This is a genomic window from Telluria mixta, from assembly GCF_029223865.1.
Lineage (GTDB): Bacteria > Pseudomonadota > Gammaproteobacteria > Burkholderiales > Burkholderiaceae_D > Telluria > Telluria mixta.
Genome location: NZ_CP119520.1, coordinates 1,662,885 through 1,681,836, shown reverse-complemented (window position 1 = coordinate 1,681,836; position 18,952 = coordinate 1,662,885). Strand labels below are relative to the sequence as shown.

At 69.3% G+C, this 18,952-nt stretch carries 8 protein-coding genes; 5 read left to right on the top strand and 3 right to left on the bottom strand.

Annotated features, from left to right (window positions below; genetic code table 11):
• Positions 1–31 precede the first annotated feature (31 nt).
• From P0M04_RS07410 to P0M04_RS07400, 3 genes are read left to right on the top strand one after another with little or no spacing between them, the layout of a single operon-like run.
• On the top strand, positions 32–1,720 hold the full coding sequence (locus P0M04_RS07410; RefSeq protein WP_259448272.1) for a M14 family zinc carboxypeptidase: 1,689 nt from the start codon (positions 32–34) through the stop codon (positions 1,718–1,720).
• 20 nt (positions 1,721–1,740) lie between these two features.
• Positions 1,741–3,417 (top strand): PQQ-dependent sugar dehydrogenase, encoded by a 1,677-nt coding sequence (locus tag P0M04_RS07405; RefSeq protein WP_259448271.1) that lies wholly within the window; start codon positions 1,741–1,743, stop codon positions 3,415–3,417.
• Positions 3,414–4,889 carry a S41 family peptidase gene (locus P0M04_RS07400; RefSeq protein ID WP_259448270.1) on the top strand — a complete coding sequence of 492 codons (1,476 nt, stop codon included), beginning with the start codon at positions 3,414–3,416 and terminating at the stop codon, positions 4,887–4,889. The genes P0M04_RS07405 and P0M04_RS07400 overlap by 4 nt, the downstream gene beginning before the upstream one ends.
• Before the next feature lie 32 nt (positions 4,890–4,921).
• On the opposite strand, the gene P0M04_RS07395 is transcribed toward P0M04_RS07400, so the two are convergent.
• From P0M04_RS07395 to P0M04_RS07385, 3 genes are all read right to left on the bottom strand, one after another.
• Complete coding sequence (locus tag P0M04_RS07395; protein ID WP_259448269.1) at positions 4,922–6,730, bottom strand: DUF885 domain-containing protein; 1,809 nt, start codon at positions 6,728–6,730, stop codon at positions 4,922–4,924.
• A 24-nt stretch (positions 6,731–6,754) separates the two neighbouring features.
• Positions 6,755–7,888 (bottom strand): branched-chain amino acid ABC transporter substrate-binding protein, encoded by a 1,134-nt coding sequence (locus P0M04_RS07390; protein ID WP_259448268.1) that lies wholly within the window; start codon positions 7,886–7,888, stop codon positions 6,755–6,757.
• Between the two features lie 67 nt (positions 7,889–7,955).
• Positions 7,956–8,450, bottom strand: a complete 495-nt coding sequence (locus P0M04_RS07385) for an Lrp/AsnC family transcriptional regulator (protein ID WP_075794201.1) — start codon at positions 8,448–8,450, stop codon at positions 7,956–7,958.
• 143 nt (positions 8,451–8,593) lie between these two features.
• Here P0M04_RS07385 and P0M04_RS07380 point away from each other — a divergent pair, with 143 nt between their 5' ends.
• Both P0M04_RS07380 and P0M04_RS07375 read left to right on the top strand, forming a co-directional pair.
• Positions 8,594–10,516 (top strand): aminotransferase class V-fold PLP-dependent enzyme, encoded by a 1,923-nt coding sequence (locus P0M04_RS07380; RefSeq protein ID WP_259448267.1) that lies wholly within the window; start codon positions 8,594–8,596, stop codon positions 10,514–10,516.
• A gap of 160 nt (positions 10,517–10,676) precedes the next feature.
• Positions 10,677–18,926: a GH36-type glycosyl hydrolase domain-containing protein gene (locus tag P0M04_RS07375; protein WP_259448266.1), complete on the top strand. Its 8,250-nt coding sequence runs from the start codon at positions 10,677–10,679 to the stop codon at positions 18,924–18,926.
• The last annotated feature ends 26 nt before the right edge of the window (positions 18,927–18,952 follow it).

Sequence of the window (18,952 nt, the reverse complement as noted above, 5' to 3'; positions counted from 1 at the left end):
CCTCAGCCTTCCACAAGATAGCAACCACACCATGCTCAACGCATTGCAGACGCCCTTCGAGAAGGGCAACCAGAATCAGACCACGACCTGGTCCGATTGCATCGCCTGGTACGAGAACCTCGCGCACCAATACTCCCAGGTGCTGCGCTTTTCCGTGGTCGGGACCTCCGACGCGGGCGTGCCGATCCACGCCGGCGTGATCTCGGCCGACGGCGTGTTCGACCGCGCGCAGATCAAGGCCGCGGGCCGTCCCGTCTTCTTCAACAACAACGGCATCCATCCGGGCGAACCGGAAGGCGTCGATGCGTGCATGGCACTCGTGCGCGATTTTTGCCAGCAGCCGGACCGCCTCGCGGCGCTGGGCAGGACCGTGTTCCTGTTCGTCCCGCTGTACAACGTGGACGGCGCGTTCAACCGCGCCAATACGTCGCGCGTGAACCAGGACGGACCGGAGTCGTTCGGCTTCCGCGGCAACAGCCGCCACCTCGACCTGAACCGCGACTTCGTCAAGTGCGACACGCTGACGGCGCAGACGTTCAATAAACTGTTCACGGAATGGGATCCGGACGTGATGGTCGACACGCACACGTCCAACGGCGCCGACTACAGCTACACGATGACCCTGATCCCGACCCAGCCCGACAAGCTGGGCGGAGAACTCGGTGCGTTCCTGCGCGACGAGATGCTGCCCGCGATGTACGCGGAGATGGACACGCGCGGCTGGCCGACGTGCCCCTACGTGAACCCGCTCAAGGACAGCCCCGATGACGGCATCGTCGACTTCCTCGAGACGGCGCGCTTCTCGACGGGCTACGCGGCACTGCACGACACGATCGGGTTCATGCCCGAGACGCACATGCTGAAACCCTTCGCCGACCGCTACCACTCGATGCGCGCGCTCGTGGAGACGGCGCTCGACTTCACGATCGCCAACGGCGACCGGATCGTGCAGATGCGCCGCGCCACGCGCGCGGCCGGCCGCACGCGCCGTGAATGGCCCGTGCACTGGGCGATGGACGAGATGAATCCGTCCACGTTCCGTTTCAAAGGCTATGCGGCGAAGTACAAGGCCAGCGTCCTCGGCGATTACCAGCGCCTGTACTACGACCGCAACGAGCCTTTCGAGCGCGACATCGCGCACTACAACCGCTTCCCGGCCGACGTCGTCGTGCCGGCACCGACGGCCTACGTCGTGCCGCAGCAGTGGCGCGAAGCGATCGAGCGCCTGCGCTGGAACGGCGTCAGGCTGGAGCGCGTGGAGGCCGAGCGTACGCAGGAAGTGTCCACGTACCGCATCGCCGCCCTGACGACGCGGCCGGACGCGTACGAGGGCCACATGTTCCACGACGACGTGCAACTGGAGCGCGTGCGCGAGACCGTCACGATCCGCGCCGGCGACTACCTCGTTCCGCTGGACCAGGACCAGGCCCGCTACGCCGTCGAGACGCTGGAACCGCAGGCCCACGACAGCTTCTTCCGCTGGGGCTTCTTCAACAGCGTGCTGGAAAAGAAGGAAGCGTATTCCGATTACGTGTTCGAGGACGAGGCCGAGCGCCTCTTGGGCTCCGAGCCGGACCTGGCCGCGAAGTTCGGCGCCTGGAAGGCCGCGAACCCGGACCTGCTGCAGGACCAGGGCGCGGTGCTCGACTTCATCTTCGCGAACTGCGCGCGCTGGCGCGAGCCGGAGTGGAGACGCTATCCGGTCTTCATGATCGACTGATTTACCTTGGGGGAGAAAAAATGAACTATAAGATTGCGGCCGCACTGGCGCTGCTGGGCGCCGCATCGGGCGTGTCGGCCGCACCAGGCGCGGGCCAGACCTATTTCGAACAGAACTGCGCCAGCTGCCACACGGCCGATGCCGCCATGGGCTCGCGCGCGGGTCCGCCGCTGTTCAACGTCGTGGGCCGCAAGGCCGGCTCGGCGCCGGGCTACAACTACACGGATGCGCTGTCGAAGGCCGGTGCCGCCGGCAAGACGTGGACGCGCGCGGAGCTCGACGTCTTCCTGCGCGACCCGGCCAAGGACGTGCCGGGCACCGCGATGCCGATCGGGATCGCGGACGCGAAGGCGCGCGGTGCCGTCATCGACTACCTGGCCGCGCAAAGTGGCAAGTCCGCCGCGCCGAAGGCCGCCGCCACGACGGGCGCGCGTGCCGGCGCCTGGACCGACGACAAGCCGGGCGACGTGCATCACATCACGGTCGACCAGCTCGTCGCACCGTTTGCCAGCGAGAGCGCGGGTAATGGGCCCAAGCTCGCGAAGCGTCCGGACGGCGCGCTGCCGGCCGTCCTGAAAGGCTTCAAGGTGGGCGTGCTGGCCGAAACGGGCAAGGCGCGCTATGCGCTGCGTGCGCCGAACGGCGACATCATCCTGGCCGATTCGGGCAAGGGCGAAGTCCGCATCCTGCGCCTGTCCGCCGACGGCGCCGCGGTGGGCACGGACAGCGTGTTCGCAACGGACCTGTCGCGCCCCTACGGCCTCGCGCTGTGGCCGGCCACGAATCCGAAATACCTGTACGTGGCCAACGCGAATTCCGTCGTGCGCTTCCCGTACGCAGCGGGCGACCTGAAGGCGAAGGGCAAGCCCGAGACGATCGTCGATAAGATCGTCGATGGCATGGGCAACCACATCACGCGCTCGCTCGCGTTTTCGCAGGACGGTAAAACCCTGTTCGTCTCGGTCGGCTCGGCCACCAACGTCGCCGAAGGCATCGGCGCCAAGCCGCCGCAGCCGCTCGCGCAATGGGAATCGGCGCACGGCCTGGGCGGCACGTGGGGCGAGGAGACCGACCGCGCCACCGTGCTCGCGTTCGACCCGGACGGCAAGAACCGCCGCAACTACGCGAACGGCCTGCGCAACTGCGTCGGCATGTTCGTGCACCCGGACACGGGCGACCTGTATTGCAGCGTCAACGAGCGCGACGAACTGGGCGACAACCTGCCGCCGGACTACGTCACGCGCGTAAAACGGGGCGGCTTCTACGGCTGGCCGTGGTACTACCTGGGCGCGCACGAAGACCCGCGACTGAAAGGCGTCCGCCCGGACCTGAAGGACAAGGTCATCGTGCCGGACACGCTGATCCAGGCGCACTCCGCGCCGCTGGGCATGACCGTGTACCACGCCCCGGCGGGCGCGAAGCACGCGTTCCCGAAAGAGTACGACGGCGATATCTTCCTCGCGCTGCACGGCTCGTGGAACCGCGGCATCCGCACCGGCTACAAGGTCGTGCGCGTGATGATGAAGAACGGCGCGCCGACGGGCCAGTACCAGGACTTCATGACCGGCATGGTGCTGTCCGATCGCGACGTGTGGGGCCGTCCTGCGGCCGTGACGGTGGCGGCGGACGGCGCGCTGCTCGTCGTGGACGATGGCGGTGGAGTGTTGTGGCGGATCGTCCCGGCGGATAAACCGTGAAGGCCGCGATCGCTGCCCTCGTCCTGGCCGGCGGCATGAACGCGCATGCCGCCGTGCCGCAGACGCCGGAGGCATGGCGTCAGGCGGCCGTCCAGGACATCGACGAAGCGGTCCGGATCACGCTCGCCAACCATCCCGGCGCGCACGACCCGGCCAATCCGCACTTCCGCACCAATCTCGACAACGCACGGCAGCAGGGCCTCGTCCTGGCCGCGCGGGTCGACAGCGCCGCCGGCTACCGCGCCGCGCTCCAGCGCTTCAACGTCACGATCGGCGACGGGCATGCCGGCCTGTACGCGGACCTCGACCCCGCGACGCTGCCGGTCCAGCGCTGGCCCGGATTCGTCACCGCATGGCGCGGTACGGGCTTGTACGTGGTGGCGGCGGAAGACGGCGGGCCGCCGGCCGGCGCGCGGGTCGAGTCCTGCGACGGCAAGCTGCTGGAAGACCTGATCCGGCAGAACGTGTTCGCGTTCGATGGACAGGTCGACGAAGCGGGCCACTGGTGGTCGCGCGCGCGCAAGGTCTTCATCGACTATGGCAACCCGTTCGTCGCCGTGCCCCGGCGCTGCCGCTTCCTCGTGGGCGGCAAGACCGTCGAGCAGGACCTCGCATGGCAGCCGAAAAGCGAGCGGATGGACCGGTGGCTGGCCGAAAGCTACAACGGCCAGACGCTGGACGTCGGCCTGAGCGAGCCGCGCAAGGGCCTGTTCTGGGCCGCGATGCCGACGTTCATGCCCGACGACAAACAGCGCGATGCCTACCGCGCGATGGTACGCGCCGTCGAGACCGGGCGCCAGCGCTTCCTCGACGCCGCAGCCGTCGTCATCGACCTGCGCCAGAACCAGGGCGGCTCGTCGGTCTGGAGCCGCACCTTCGCCGAGGCGTTGTGGGGCAAGGACCGCGTGCAGCGCCGCCTGGTCGCGCGGTCCGCGCGGACCGAGGTGTGGTGGCGCGCGTCGCAGGGCAACGCGGATCATCTCGCCGGCCTGGTCGAGCAGCTCACGCGGGAGGGGCAGGTAGAAAGCCTGGCATGGGCGAAGGAAAAAAGCGCCGGCCTGCATGCGGCGCTGGCGCGCGGCGATACCTGGTACGTCGAGAAGGACGGCACGCCAGGCGCGTCGGATGCCGACCTGCCGACGGACCCGCCGGCGTTCACACGGCCCGTGTACGTCATCGTGCCCGGCCAATGCGCCAGCGCGTGTCTCGACGCGCTCGACACGTTCACGCGCTTTTCGAACACGAAGCTGATCGGCGCGCCCAGCAGCTCCGACTCCACCTACATGGAGGTACGGTGGCAAAAGGTCGCGTCCGGCCTGGCCCTGGTCGTCATCCCGAACAAGATGTACGTGAACCGGCCGCGTGCCAACGGGCAGGGCTATCAGCCGGCGATCTACGTGAACGATCCGGTGTGGTCGGTCGACGTCTTCCGCAAGGTCGTGGAGGACGACCTGGCGCGCCAGCGACATTGAGCAAAAAAACCGGGGCGCGCCCCGGTTTTTCGTTATTTGCTGTCCGCGATCCAGCGGTCGACCTTTTTCTCCAGCAGCGCCAGCGGCAGCGTGCCTTCGCCGAGCACGATCTCGTGGAACTTCGGCAGGCTGAATTTCGGACCGAGCTCTTTTTCCGCGCGGGCGCGCAGTTCCTGGATCTTCAGCGCGCCGATCTTGTAGCCCAGCGCCTGTGCCGGCCACGCCATGTAGCGTTCGGTCGCATTGCGCGCGTCCGCTTCCGTGTAGCCCAGCGTCTCGCGCATGTACTGGATCGACTGCTCGCGCGTCCAGCCCTTCGCGTGCATGCCCGTGTCGACGACGAGGCGCACGGCGCGCAGCATCTCGTCGTTCAGGTGGCCGAAATAATCCTCGGGCTTGTCGAACAGGCCCATCTCCTTGCCCAGCGTCTCGGCGTACAGCGCCCAGCCTTCCGTGAAGGCGTTGTTGCCGCCGAACTTGCGGAAGTTCGGCAGGCCCAGCTCCTGCATCAGCGCGATGTGGAAATGGTGGCCCGGCTGGCCTTCGTGCAGGAACAGCGTGACCATGCCCGTGGTGCCGTACTCCTTCGGATCGTTCACGACGGACCAGAATACGCCCGGACGCGAGCCATCGACTGCCGGCGGCGTGTAGTGGTCGGACGCCGTCGCGCGCGACAGTTCCGGTTCCAGGCGCAGGTCGAGCGGCGTCTTCGGGCGCAGCGAGAACAGTGCCGGCAGCTTGGCCTGCAGCTGCGTGTTCAGGTGGCGGTAGATGTCGATGATCTCGCCCTCGGTCTTGAACGGCTTGTACTTCGCCTGTTCCGACACCCACACCGGCAGGCCGGCGGCGGGGCCGTTGTAGCCCATCTTCGGACCGATGCGCGCGAACTCGCCCTGGATGCGCGCGACTTCCCGCAAGCCGATCTGGTGGATCTGTTCCGGCTGCAGGTCGGTCGTCGTCTGGCTCGCGACGCGCGCGAGATACCAGTCCATCCCCTGCGGCAGCGCGCTCCAGCCCGTGCTCGTGCGGCAGGCCGGCAGGTAGTCGTGTTCGATGAAGTCGACGAGGCGTTTCAACGCCGGGTTCAACTTGCCGGCTATGGTGCTGCGATACGCGGCCGTCAGCTTCTTCCTGTCGGCCTCCGAAAAGCCCGCCGGGAAGTTCTTCACGGGCGTGTAGTAGATGCTGTCCTCGGCCTTGTTCGCCACCAGTTGCTTGAACTGGGGCAGGGCGGCTTCCATGATCGCCTTCGGCTGCACGATCCCGCGCTTCATCCCTTCGCGCATGTTGGCGATGGCCTGGTCGACCCACGGACCGAGCTGGTTCAAGCGGCTCAGGTAGGCCTGGTAGTCCTTCACCGTGGACAGCGATTGCGCCTGCTGGCCGCTGCTGTAGTTCGCGAGCGTGACGGGCAGGGCGTCCATCTGGTTCAGCGGCAGCAGGTGCTCGGGGAACGGCTCGAAGCGCAGGGCGGTCTTCAGTTCGTAGTCGAGGATGTCGTAGCTCGTCTGGTCGCGCTGGGCGAGGCCGTCGCGGCGGATCGCGTGCAGGCGCGAAAGAATGCCTTTGTACAGCGCGAACTGCTGCGCGCGGTTCTTCGGCGCGATCGACATGCCGATCTGGTCGGGGAAGCGGTTGTCGCCGCTCTCGCCGGCGGAGACGGGGTCGAAGCGCGCCTGCGCGTCCCAGTATTCGTCGGCCAGTTGATTCAGCTGTTTCGATGCGGCGCTGGCGTTCGTGGCGCTGGCCGTGGGCTTGGCCGCGGTGTCGGCGGCGAGGACCGGCGCGCAGGCGATGAGGCAGGCGGCGGCGAGGGTGCCCAGCTTGAGGGTGTGTTTCATGGATGTTCTATGTGATGACGGGATTTAATAATTGGCCAGCGGCGCCAGTTGCCCGCCCTTGAAGGTATAGACCGTGACGGCCGTCTTCTTCAGGTTGCCGCTCGCGTCATAGCCGTACGTGCCGGCCACGCCCTGGTAGCTCATCGTGTGCAGCTGCTTGCCGACGGCCGCGGCGTCCGTCGTGTTCGCGGCCTGCATGGCCTTCGCGATGAACATCGTCTGGTCGTAGAACGCGGGCGCGTACACGTCCGGGTCGCGCTGGTAGCGCTGTTTATATCTCGCCTTGAACGCGGGGCCGTTCGCCTGCTTGTCGAGCGTCGCGCCGGCTTGCGCGCACATCACGTTCTCGCCCACGGCGTCGCCGCCCAGCTTCGCCATCTCGGGGCTGCACAGCGTGTCGCCGCCCAGCAGGCGCACGTTCGCCATGCCCAGCTGCTTCATCTGGCGCGCCATCGGGGCGCCCTGCGGCGCATAGCCGCCGAAGAAGATGGCGTCCACTTTCTTCGCGCGGAACGCGGTGAGGATGGCGGAGAAATCGCTCGCCTTGTCGTTGGTGAATTCGCGGCCGACGACGGCGACGCCCGAGGCGCGCGCCTGCTTCGCGAATTCGTCGGCGATGCCCTGGCCGAACGCGGTGCGGTCGTCGATCACGCCGACGGTTTTAATTTTGAGTTCCTTCGCGGCGTACGACGCCATCGACGCGCCCACCTGGGAATCGCTGGCGACGATGCGGAACACGTTCGGGTAGCGCGCCTGGGTGATCTTGGGGCTCGTGCCCACGGTCGACATCAGGATGCCGGCATCGTTGTAGACGCGCGAGGCGGGGATCGCCACGCCCGAGTTGTACGGGCCGAGCACGAACTTGACGCCGGCGTCGGCGAACTTCTGCGCCACGCTCACGCCGGCTTTCGGGTCGCCCTGGTCGTCCTCGGACAGCAGTTCGAATTTCAGCGTCTTGCCGCCCACCTTGAGCTTTTGCGTGTTGAGTTCTTCGACCGCGAGGCGCACGCCGTTCTCGTCGTCCTTCCCGGCGAAGGCGTTGGAACCCGACAGCGGGCCGCTCACGCCGATGCGCACGACCTGGTCCTGGGCGAGCGCGGTAGTCCCGGTCGCGAGCAGGATCGCCGCCAGCGCCACGGTTTTGATGGTTGATGCCATTCCGTTTGTCTCCGTTGTGTTAATCAACGGGCGCCATCATCGCACGATAGTCGTGGTGTGCAAACAGTCAGGCGGGCAGCCCGTGCGAGATCAGTTCCAGCGGCAGCGCGGTGGTGCACTTGATCTGCTCCATCGAGAACGCGGAGGAGACGCCGGACAGTTGCGCGGTCTTGATCAGTTTTTTGTAGAAGCGATCATAGCCGTCGATGTCGGTCGTGACGACCTTGAGCAGGTAGTCGACGTCGCCGCTCATGCGGTGGAATTCCAGGACTTCCGGCAGCGCGACGACGGCGGAGGCGAAGCGCTCCAGCCATTTTTCGTCGTGCTCGTTGGTGCGCACGCTGACGAACACCGTCACGGGCAGGCCGACCTTGTGCCGGTTGACGATGCTGACCCGGCTCTCGATGTATCCCTCTTCTTCCAGACGCTTGACGCGTTTCCAGCATGGGGTGCTGGACAGCCCGACCTTTTCGCTCAGGCCGGAAATCGACAGCGTGGCGTCCGCCTGCAGGGCAGCCAGAATCGCGCAATCATATTTGTCGAGTGAATTCGTCTTGTCCATCTCACGATCTCTAGAATGTTCGTTCTTCAGCCTAGGAAAAATCAAAGATTCTTTAGTAAGTCATTTTCGGCACCAAACCGTAACATATTACTCAACAATCGCGCTGATGGCGCATTTATTTTTGGACTTTTAGCAATTATTTTATGGCCCCCGACTTCTACCTCGACGCAAACGCCACTTCGCCAGTGCTGGCTTCCGCAATCGCCGCGGCGGTCGAGGCGATGGAGGCCTCGTTCGGCAACCCGAGCAGCAGCCACGCCACCGGCCTGCGCGCCAAATGCATCCTCGACACGACCCGTGCGCGCGCCCGCCGCGTGCTCGGCGCCGGGCCGGGACGGGTGCTGTTCACGAGCGGCGCCACGGAAGGCATCCAGACCGCCGTGCTGTCGGCGCTCGTCGCCGTGCGCGAACGCCGCGCCGCCGGGGAAGACTGCGGCGACCTGCTGGTCTACGGCGCCACCGAACACAAGGCCGTGTCGGAAAGCCTCGCGCACTGGAATCGCCTGCTCGGCACCGGGCTCACCCTGCAGCCGCTGCCCGTCGACGCCACCGGACGCCATCGCCTGGACGTCCTGCGCGACCTGGCGCCGCGCGCCGCGCTGGTGTGCACGATGGCGGCCAACAACGAGACGGGCGTGATCTCGGACCTGGACGGCATCGCGGGCGTGCTGCGTGCGCGCGGATCGAAAGCCTACTGGATGGTCGACTGCGTGCAGGCGCTGGGCAAGCTGCCGCTGGATCTCGCGAACACGCGCATCGACTACGCGCCGTTCTCCGGTCATAAACTGCATGCGCCGAAAGGCATCGGCATCCTGTACGTGCGCGACGGCGCGCCGTACACGCCGCTGATGATCGGCGGCGGCCAGGAAGGCGGGCAGCGCTCCGGCACGGAAAACATGGTCGGCATCGCCGCCCTCGGCGCCGTACTGGCCGCACTGGAAGAGGGCACGACGTTCCGCACCCACGCGATGCTCTTCGCCATGCGCGACCGTCTCGCGGCCGCGTTGCGCGACGCGTTTCCCGCGATCGTCTTCAACGCGCCGTTCGAGCACACCCTGCCGACCACGTTGAATTTCGCCGTGCCCGGCGTCTCCAGCAAGGACCTGCTCGACCTGTTCGACGCGGCCGGCGTGCGCGTCAGCGCGGGGTCGGCCTGTTCCGCCGCGAAGGCCGCACCCAGCTATGTGCTCGATGCGATGGGCCTGCCCCTGTGGCGCAGCGGCGGTGCCGTGCGCCTGTCGATCGGCCCGCTCGCGGACGATGCTTTCATCGACGCCGCCTGCGCGCGCATCCGCCGCTGCGGCGACGCGTTGCGCACGTCGCCGCTCAGCGGCGGCGATCCAGGCGTGATGCAGGTCAGCGGCGACGGGCGGCATGGCTGGATCGTGTTCGATGCCGGGACCTGCGTCGCGATCGATCCGCCGCCGGGACAGGTTGACCGTATCGCCGCGCTCGCGCGCGACGCGGGCCTGCGCATGGAGGAATTCGACGCTGCGGAGCGCGCCACCGTCGCGCTGGACGATGGCGGTCATGCGCCGTGCATGGCGATCGGCGGCGCCGTGCTGGCCCGTGTGCCCGGCGGCTGGCTGCTGGGCGAGGCGAAAGAAGGCCGCTTGCCCCGCACGGCCGTGCGCCAGGTGTTCGGCGCCATCGATGCGGATCGCCTGGCACAGGTCGCGCACGCTGCTGCCGTCATCTGCCATACCACGGACGTCAACGGCCTGGCCTGCGCGACGGTGGGCGAGGTGCGAGACGCCGGCACGCCGGGCCAGCTGCATCCGGACACGCTGGCCGTCTTCCTGCGCCGCCACGAGGACGCGCTGCTCGTCGACGTCCGTGAAGCCGCCGAAGCGGCAGCCGGCGCGCTGACCTTGCACGGCCGCGATGCGCACCACGTGCCGCTGTCGCGCCTTGCCGAGCACCTGCCGGGGTGGCTGTCCGATCCCGCACGACCGATCGTGTTTGTCTGCCGCAGTGGGAACCGGAGCGCGAAGGCCGCCCTGTGCCTGCGCCGCGCGGGCCATGCGCAGGCGTGGACCCTCGTGGGCGGGCTCGCGCTGGCGTAAAACATACCGATCGTCAACCAGTGTTCGCTAACGCACAGTTTCCAGACACCTGATTGCTTAGCATGGCGGCAGCCGTGCGCCCTCGTCTTCACGCTTCATCCGAATGGTCGCGTCCCGCGTCAGCCGGCGGTCGGTTGCGCACGCCACCATGAGGTTTCTGTTGAAAGAAGAAAAAGCGCTGCCGCCCGCAGCCGCCGGCGTCGACGACGACGCTCCGCTGCGCGCCGAACTGTTTACTGCCGCCCAGATGGCCGTCCACGGCCGCCGCCTCGCCGCGCGCCATCAACTGGCCGACGCGCCGGGCAGCGACCGTCTGCTCGATCGCCTGGACGACAATGCCGCCGTCATCGCCGACGCCTGCGCCGGCCTTGCCTGCGCCGCCCGTGCCGGTGTGCGCCTGCCGCCGGCGGCCGACGCGCTGCTCGACCACGCCTGGCTGATCGACGACCACGTCCACCGCGCGCGCCGCGACCTGCCCGACGACGATTGCCGCGCGCTGCCCTGCCTGCAAGACCCTGACGCGAGCGGCAATCCGCGCGTGTACCAGCTGGCGCTGGAGGTGATCGCGCATGGCGACGGCCGGCTGGACGCGGAAAGCCTGGCGCGCTTCGTCGCCGCCTACCAGGAGGGCGCGCCGCTGGCGCTGGGAGAGCTGGCGGCGCTGCCGGCCATGCTGCGCCTCGTGCTGGTGGAGAACCTGCGCCGCCTCGCCGTGCGCCAGGCGGATACCCGGCGCCAGCGCGTCCAGGCCAACCGCTGGGCCGACCGCATGACGGCGCGGGCCGAGGAGCGTCCCGGCGACCTGATCCTCGTCGTGGCCGACATGGTGCGCGACGTGCAGCCGATGAGTTCCGGCTTCGTGGCCGAACTCGCGCGCCGGCTGCAGGGCCGCGGCGGCCCGCTCACGCAGGCCTTGCAATGGATCGCCACGCGCCTCGCGGACGAAGGCCGCACGATCGACCAGGCCATGCAGGCCGACGTCACGCAGCAGGCCGCTGACGACGTCTCGGTCGCGAATGCCATCGCCAGCCTGCGCCTGCTGGGCAGCATGGACTGGCGCGAATTCGTCGAGACGATGAGCGCCGTCGAGCAGGCGCTGCGCGGCGATCCGGCCGGCGTCTACGGCCGCATGGACGGCGCCACGCGCGACCATTACCGCCACGTGGTCGCGCGCCTCGCGCGGGAAGCCGGCCGGCGCGAGATCGAAGTGGCGACGGAGGCGCTGGCACTGGCGGCGGAAGGGCATGACGCGCGCCGGCGCCACGTCGGCCACTATCTGGCCGGCGAAGGGTTGCCGCAACTGAAGCAGCGGCTGAACCTGCGCCCCGGCCGCGTGAGCGCGCTGCCGGCCTACCTGGGCGCCGTCGCCGCGTGCACCGCGGCGTTCGCGGGGGCGGCCGCCGTCCATGCGGCGCAGGACGGCGCCGGCCCCGCGCTGCTCGTCGCGATCGGCCTGCTGGGCGCGCTCGGTGCGAGCCGTCTCGCGCTCGCCCTCGTCGACCTGATGGCCGCGCGGCTCGTTGCGCCGGCGCCGCTGCCGCGCATGGATTTCGGTGCCGGCATTCCTTCCGATGCGCGCGCCATCGTCGCCGTGCCGGCCCTGCTGTACAGCCGCGACAACGTGACGGCCCTCGTCCAGGCGCTCGAGGTGCACTACCTCGCCAACCGCGACCCGCACCTGCGCTTCTGCCTCCTGACCGACCTGGTCGATGCGCCGCGCCAGGAAATCTACGGCGACGCCGACCTGATCGAGCAGGCGCGCGCCGGCATCGTCGCGCTGAATGCGAAGTATGGGGAGTGCCGGCCGTTCCTGCTGCTGCACCGCCAGCGCATGTGGAGCGAGGGCGAGGGCGCCTGGATCGGCCGCGAGCGCAAGCGCGGCAAGCTGCAAGACCTGAACGCGTTCCTGCTGCGGGGCGAGCGCGCGCCGTTCGCCGTGATCGAAGGTGCCGTCGCCGGCCTGGACGAGATCCGCTACGTGATCACGCTGGATGCCGAGACCCGGCTGCCGCGCGACGCCGCCCGTGCCTTCGTTGCGGCGATGGCGCATCCGCTGAATCACCCCGTGCTCGATGACGCTGGCCGGCGCGTGGTGGCCGGCCATGGCCTGCTGCAGCCGCGCATGACGGCGGCGCTGCCGCAGCACGGCGCGTCGCGCTACGAACGCCTGTGCGGCGGCGGTGCACCCGGCATCGACCAGGACCTGTTCGGCGCGGGTACGTTCGCGGGCCAGGGCATCTACGACCTGGCCGCATACGACCGCGTGCTGCGCGGGCGCCTGCCGGACGACCGCGTGCTGTCGCACGACCTGCTGGACGGCTGCTACCTGCGTGCCGGCCTGCTCGGCGACGCCCATCTCGTCGCGCCGTGCCCGCCGCGCTACAGCGACGACGTCGCGCGCCGCCATCGCGGGATCCGCGGCGACTGGCAACTGGCCGGCTGGCTGCGCGACCGCGTGCCGCGGGCGGACGGCAGCCGCGAAGCGAATCCGTTGCCGCCGCTGGCGCGCTGGAAGCTGTTCGACAACCTGCGCCGCAGCCTCGTCGCGCCCACGCTGTGCCTCCTGCTTGTGCTGTGCTGGGCGCTGCTGCCGGCGCCCGCGTTCTGGACCGCGGCCGTGCTGGCCGTGTTCTTCGTGCCGTTCGCACTGCGCACCCTCGTCGCCCTGGCCGCCAAGCCGCACGACGTCGCGCCCGGCGCGCACCTGAGGCACTGCGCGCACGACGCGCGCCTCGGCCTGTATCACGCGCTGCTGGACACGGCCTTCCTGCCGCACGAGGCCAGCTACAGCGTGGACGCGATCGCGCGCGGCGCGTGGCGCATGCTCGTGTCGAAACGGCAGCGCCTGGAATGGCGGGCGCCCAGCCTGTCGCGCTCCAGCACGGACATGGAGTCGAACTGGCAGAACATGTGGTTCGCGCCCGCGTTCGCGGTGGGCGTCGCCGTGCTGCTCAGTTTTGCGAATCCGCTCGCGCTGTTCGCGGCCGCGCCCCTGCTGCTGCTGTGGTTCCTGTCGCCCGTGGTGGCGTGGTGGGTCAGCCTGCCGGCCGCCCGTCACGAACCGCACCTGGCGGACGTGCAGCGCCGCTTCCTGCGCACGACGGCGCGCCGCACGTGGGCATTCTTCGAGGACCACGTCACGGCGGAGAACAACTGGCTGCCGCCGGACCATCTGCAGGAACACCCTGCGCCCGTCGTCGCGCACCGCACGTCGCCCGCAGGCATGGGCGTCGCGCTGCTGGCCAACCTGACGGCCTGGGACTTCGGCTATGCCGCGCCGGGCGAACTGCTCGCGCGTACGCGCGCGACACTCCAGACGATGGGCCGGCTGGAGCGCCAGCGCGGCCTTTTCCACGACGCGTACGACACGCTTACGCTGGAGCCGCTGCCGCCGCTGTCCGTGTCGGCCACCGGCAGCGGCAACCTGGCGGCGCACCTGCTCACGCTGGCCGCCGGCCTGGAACGGCTGGCCGACGAGCCCATCGCCTCCAGCCGCGCGCTGGACGGTATCCGCGACACGCTGGACGTCGTCGAGGAACATGCCGCACCGTCCGTGCCCGCCGTGCGCGAGGCGATCGCCGCGCTGCGCCTGCATCTCACGCCCGAGCGCTGCCGCAACGCGGGTACGCTGCCGGGCCTCGCCGATTGCCTGCAGGCGCTGGCGCGCCAGGCCGAGGCATTGGTCACTGTCGTGCCGGACGACGCCGATCCGCTGCTGCGCGATTGGGCCGCCAGGCTGGCGCGCCAGGCGGCGGCCACGCAGGCGGACCTGTTGGCGATGGCGCCGTGGATGCGCGTCGTGCAGGAATACGTGATCGATTCGAGCCTCACGCGCATCCCGACGGTGCGCGAGTTGGCCGCCTTCGGCATGAAGGCGCCCGGTGACGACCTGGAACCGGAAGAACGCACGCGCCAGCTGCTGCTCGCCGGCCTCGTGGCGGAAGGCAGCACGAATGCACGTGAGCGCCTGCAGGAGATCGACCAGCTGGCGCGCGCCGCGCGCGACTGCGCCGACATGGACCTCGGCATGCTCGCCGACGGTGAACCCGGCCTGCTTGCATCGACTGCGCGCCTGGCCGGCTTCGTCGGCATCGCGCGCGGCCAGCTCGCGCAGGAGCACTGGTACGCGCTGGGCCGCCAGTCGTGCCGCGCGTACGGCCAGCACATGCTGCTGTCGGCGAACGGCGCGCTGGACGCGTACCTGGCACCGCTGCTGGTGATGCCGACGTATCGCGACACGCTGCTGGACCAGACCTATCGCGGCATCGTCCGCGCGCAGGCGGAATACGGCCGCCGCCGCGACGTGCCGTGGGGTTTTGCGTCGTCCGGCTGCAACGCGATGGACGCCGCGCTGCAATACCAGTGCCGCGCATTCGGCGTACCCGGCACCGGTGTGCAGCGGGCGGAGGGCGAGGACCTCGTCGTCGCGCCGTACGCCGCCATGCTGGCGCTGATGGTCGAGCCGGAGCGCGCGTGCGCCAACCTGGAACGCATGGCGCAGCTGGGCTTCACGGGCCGCTACGGTTTTTATGAAGCCATCGACTACACGCCGGCGCGGCGGCCCGCGGGCCAGGCGTATGCCATCGTGCGCGCGTTCATGGCGCATCACCAGGGCATGGGTTTCCTGGCGTTGTCCTGTCTCTTGCACGACCGGCCCATGCAGCGCCGCTTCGCCGCCGAACCGCAGTTCCAGGCCACATTGCCGCTGCTGCAGGAGCCGGTGCCGCTGTCGCGAGGAACCGCGCGCATGGAGACCGAGGACGCGCGTCATGGCGCACCGGACACCGCCACGGCGGCGCGCACGGTGACGCAGCCGGATGCCGCGCCGCAGGACGTGCAACTGCTGTCCAACGGCCGCTACCACGTGATGGTGACGGCGAGCGGCGCCGGCTACAGCGCCTGGCGCGACGCGTCCGTGACGCGCTGGCGCGCGGATCCGACCGCCGACGACAGCGGCCATGCCTGCTACGTGCGCGACGTGGACAGTGGTGCCGTGTGGTCGAACACGTGGCGGCCCACGTTGGCGCGGCCCGAGCATTACGAAGCCAGGTTCTCCGAAGGCCGCGCGGCATTCCGCCGGCGCGACCATGGCATCGAACTGCACACGGAAATCATCGTCGCACCCGACGACGACGTCGAACTGCGCCGCCTGCGCATCGCCAACCGGACGGGCGCAACGCGCACGATCGAGCTGACGAGTTATGCGGAGGTGGTGCCGGCAGCCGTGCAGATGGAGATCGTGGAAGAGCGCGATGCGATCCTGTGCGCGCGCGGGCAGGAATGGCTGTTGAACGCGATGACGGTGCACGGCGTGGATGCACCCGGCGTGGATGCGCCCGGTGTGGACGCACCCGCGGCGCAGTTCGGGACGGACCGCGCCCACTTCATCGGCCGTGGACGGAGCAGGGCGCATCCCGCCGCGCTGGACGGCCGGGCGCCGCTGGGCGGTGCGGCCGGCGCCGTGCCCGATCCGGCATTGGCAATCCGCCGCGTCCTGACGCTGGCGCCGCACCAGGAAGTGACCATCGACGTCGTGCTGGGCGTGGCCGAGACGCGCGACCACGCGCTGCGCCTGATCGACAAATACCGGGACCGCGACGTGGCCGACCGCGTGCCCGAACTCGCGTGGACGCACGGCCAGGTCATGCTGCGCCAGTTGAATGCGAGCGAGGCGGATGCCCAGTTGTACGCGCGCCTGGCCGGCAGCGTGCTGTGCCCGCAGACTGCGCTGCGCGCCGACCCAGCCCTCATCGCGCGCAACCAGTGCGGCCGGCCAGACCTGGAAGCCCTGGGCATCCCGGGCGACCGTCCGCTCGTGCTGCTGCACCTGCGCGACGTCGCCAACATCGACCTCGCGCGCCAGGCGGTCCAGGCGTACGCGTGGTGGCGGGCGAAAGGACTCGCCGCCAATCTCGTGGTCTGGTGCGACGGCCCGGCGGCGCTGCAGGACGAGGTGATGCGTCTGCCCGGCGCAGGCGGCGTGTACGTATGCACGTCCGAACAGCTGTCGCTGGAAGAGCGCATGCTGATGCAGGCCGTGGCGCGCGTGGTCCTGGCGGACGACCAGGGCGGCCTCGCCGAACAACTGCGCCGCGCGGCCGCGCGCAAGGTCGAGCTGCCGCCGGCGCTGGAGCCAACCGCGGCGCCGGACCAGAACGAAGAGATCGCGCTCCCCGTGCCGGAGCTCGTGCAGGACAACGGCATCGGCGGTTTCACGGCGGACGGGCGCGAATACGTCATCCGCACGGGCCCGGACCAGCGCACGCCCGCGCCCTGGGTCAACGTGCTGGCGAGCCCGATGTTCGGCACAGTGATCTCGGAAAGCGGCCAGGCGTACAGCTGGAACCAGAACGCCCATGAATTCCGCCTGACGCCTTGGGATGGCGGCCCGGCGGTCGGCGAAGCGTTCTATGTGCGCGACGAGCAGACGGGCGTGTTCTGGTCGCCGACGGCCCTGCCGGCACCGTCCGGCGCCGACTACGTCACGCGCCACGGCTTCGGCTACAGCGTGTTCGAGCATGCGGCGCATGGCATCCGCAGCGAGCTGCTGACGTATGTGGCGCTGGACGCGCCGCTGAAACACATCGTGCTCAAGCTGCGCAACGACAGCAGCGTCCCGCGCCGCCTGTCCGTCACGGGCTACGTGGAATGGGTGCTGGGCGAGCTGCGCGCGGGTGCCGCGCCGCACGTGGTGACGGAGCAGGATCCCGTCAGTGGCGCGCTGTTCGCCCGCAATGCGTGGAACGCGGATTTCGCCGGCCGCGTCGCGTTCTTCCACCTCGATGCCGAGCACGTGGCGTTCACCTGCGACCGCGCGGAATTCATCGGCCCCGACGGCAGTCTCGCCAATCCGGCCGCGCTCGGGCGCACGACCTTGTCCGGCCGCAGCGGCGCCGCGCTCGATCCGTGCGCGGCGCTGCAGACGGTCGTCGACCTGGCGCCGGGCGAGGAACAGGAACTCGTGTTCATGCTGGGCGTGGGCGGGCGCCGCAACCTGGACGCCACGGGCATGGTCCAGCGCCACAGCGGGCTTGCCGCGGCCGCCGCCGACCTGGCCCGCGTGCGCGACTTCTGGGACGATACCTTGGGCGCCGTCCGCATCGAGACGCCGGAGCCCGCGTTCGACGTGCTCGCCAACGGGTGGTTGATGTACCAGGCGATCGCGTGCCGCATGTGGGCGCGCAGCAGCCATGACCAGTCGGTCGGTGCGTACCGTTTCCGCGACCAGCTGCAGGATGCGATGGCCGCCGTGCACGTGCGTCCGGAACTGTTGCGCGACCACATCCTGCTGTTCGCCGGCCACCAGTTCGTCGAAGGCGACGTGCAGCACTGGTGGCATCCGCCGACGGGCCGCGGCGAGCGCACGCGCCGCGCGGACGACGCGTTGTGGCTGCCGCTCGCCGTGCACCGCTACGTGGGCGTCACGGGCGACTACACGCTGCTGGACGAGATCGCGCCGTTCGTCGAAGGCCGCGCGCTGCGCCAGGACGAGGCGGCGTATTGCGACCTGCCGGACCGTTCGCAGGAACAGGCCAGCATCTACGAACACTGCGTGCGCGCGCTGCGCCAGGCCCTCGTGTTCGGCCCGCACGGGCTGCCGCCGATGAGTGCAGGCGGCGAGAGCGTCCGGCTCGGGTTCTTCCTGTACGACGTGCTGTGCCGCTTCGCGGAACTCGCCGACCGCCGCGGCGACTACGGCTTCTGCACGACGTGCCGCAGCGCGGCCCAGGTCCTTGCGCACAACATCGACGGCAACGCATGGGATGGCGCATGGTACCGGCGCGGATACGGCGACGACGGCGCGGGCTGCATCGACGCGGGCACGCAGAGCTGGGCCGTGCTGTCCGGCGCGGCCGACCGCGACCGGGCGCGCATCGCGATGGACGCCGTGGATGCACAGCTCATGCGCGACGGCGGTGTCCAGGACACGCAGGCGGCGATCTGGGCGGCGATGGCGTACGCGCACCTGGGCGACACGGAACGCGCCTGGGAGCTGGCGCGCATGCTCGATCCGGCCGGGCACGCGCGCGCGGAGCCCTATGTGATGACGGCAGGGCGGGACAGCGGCAGCTGGTACGCAGGCTCGGCCGGCTGGATGTACAGGCTGATCGTCGAATCGTTGCTCGGCGTGACGCGAGCCGGCGAAACCTTGACCTTGATGCCCCGCCTGCCTGCCGCCTGGGAAGGCTTCCGTCTGCACTACCGTTACCGCGGCAGCCAGTACATGATCGCCGTGCGGCGCGCGGACGAGCCGCTGTTGTACGTGGACGGGGTGGCGCAGCAGGGTAATACGATCGCGCTGGTGGACGACGGCCGGACGCACGAGGTGGAACTGCACGTGGCCGGCCATCACGACAACGAGCGAAACGATACGCCCTTAAAATTTGTCAATAAGATAATATCTAATTGATAATTTTATGAATCCTGGATCAAGGC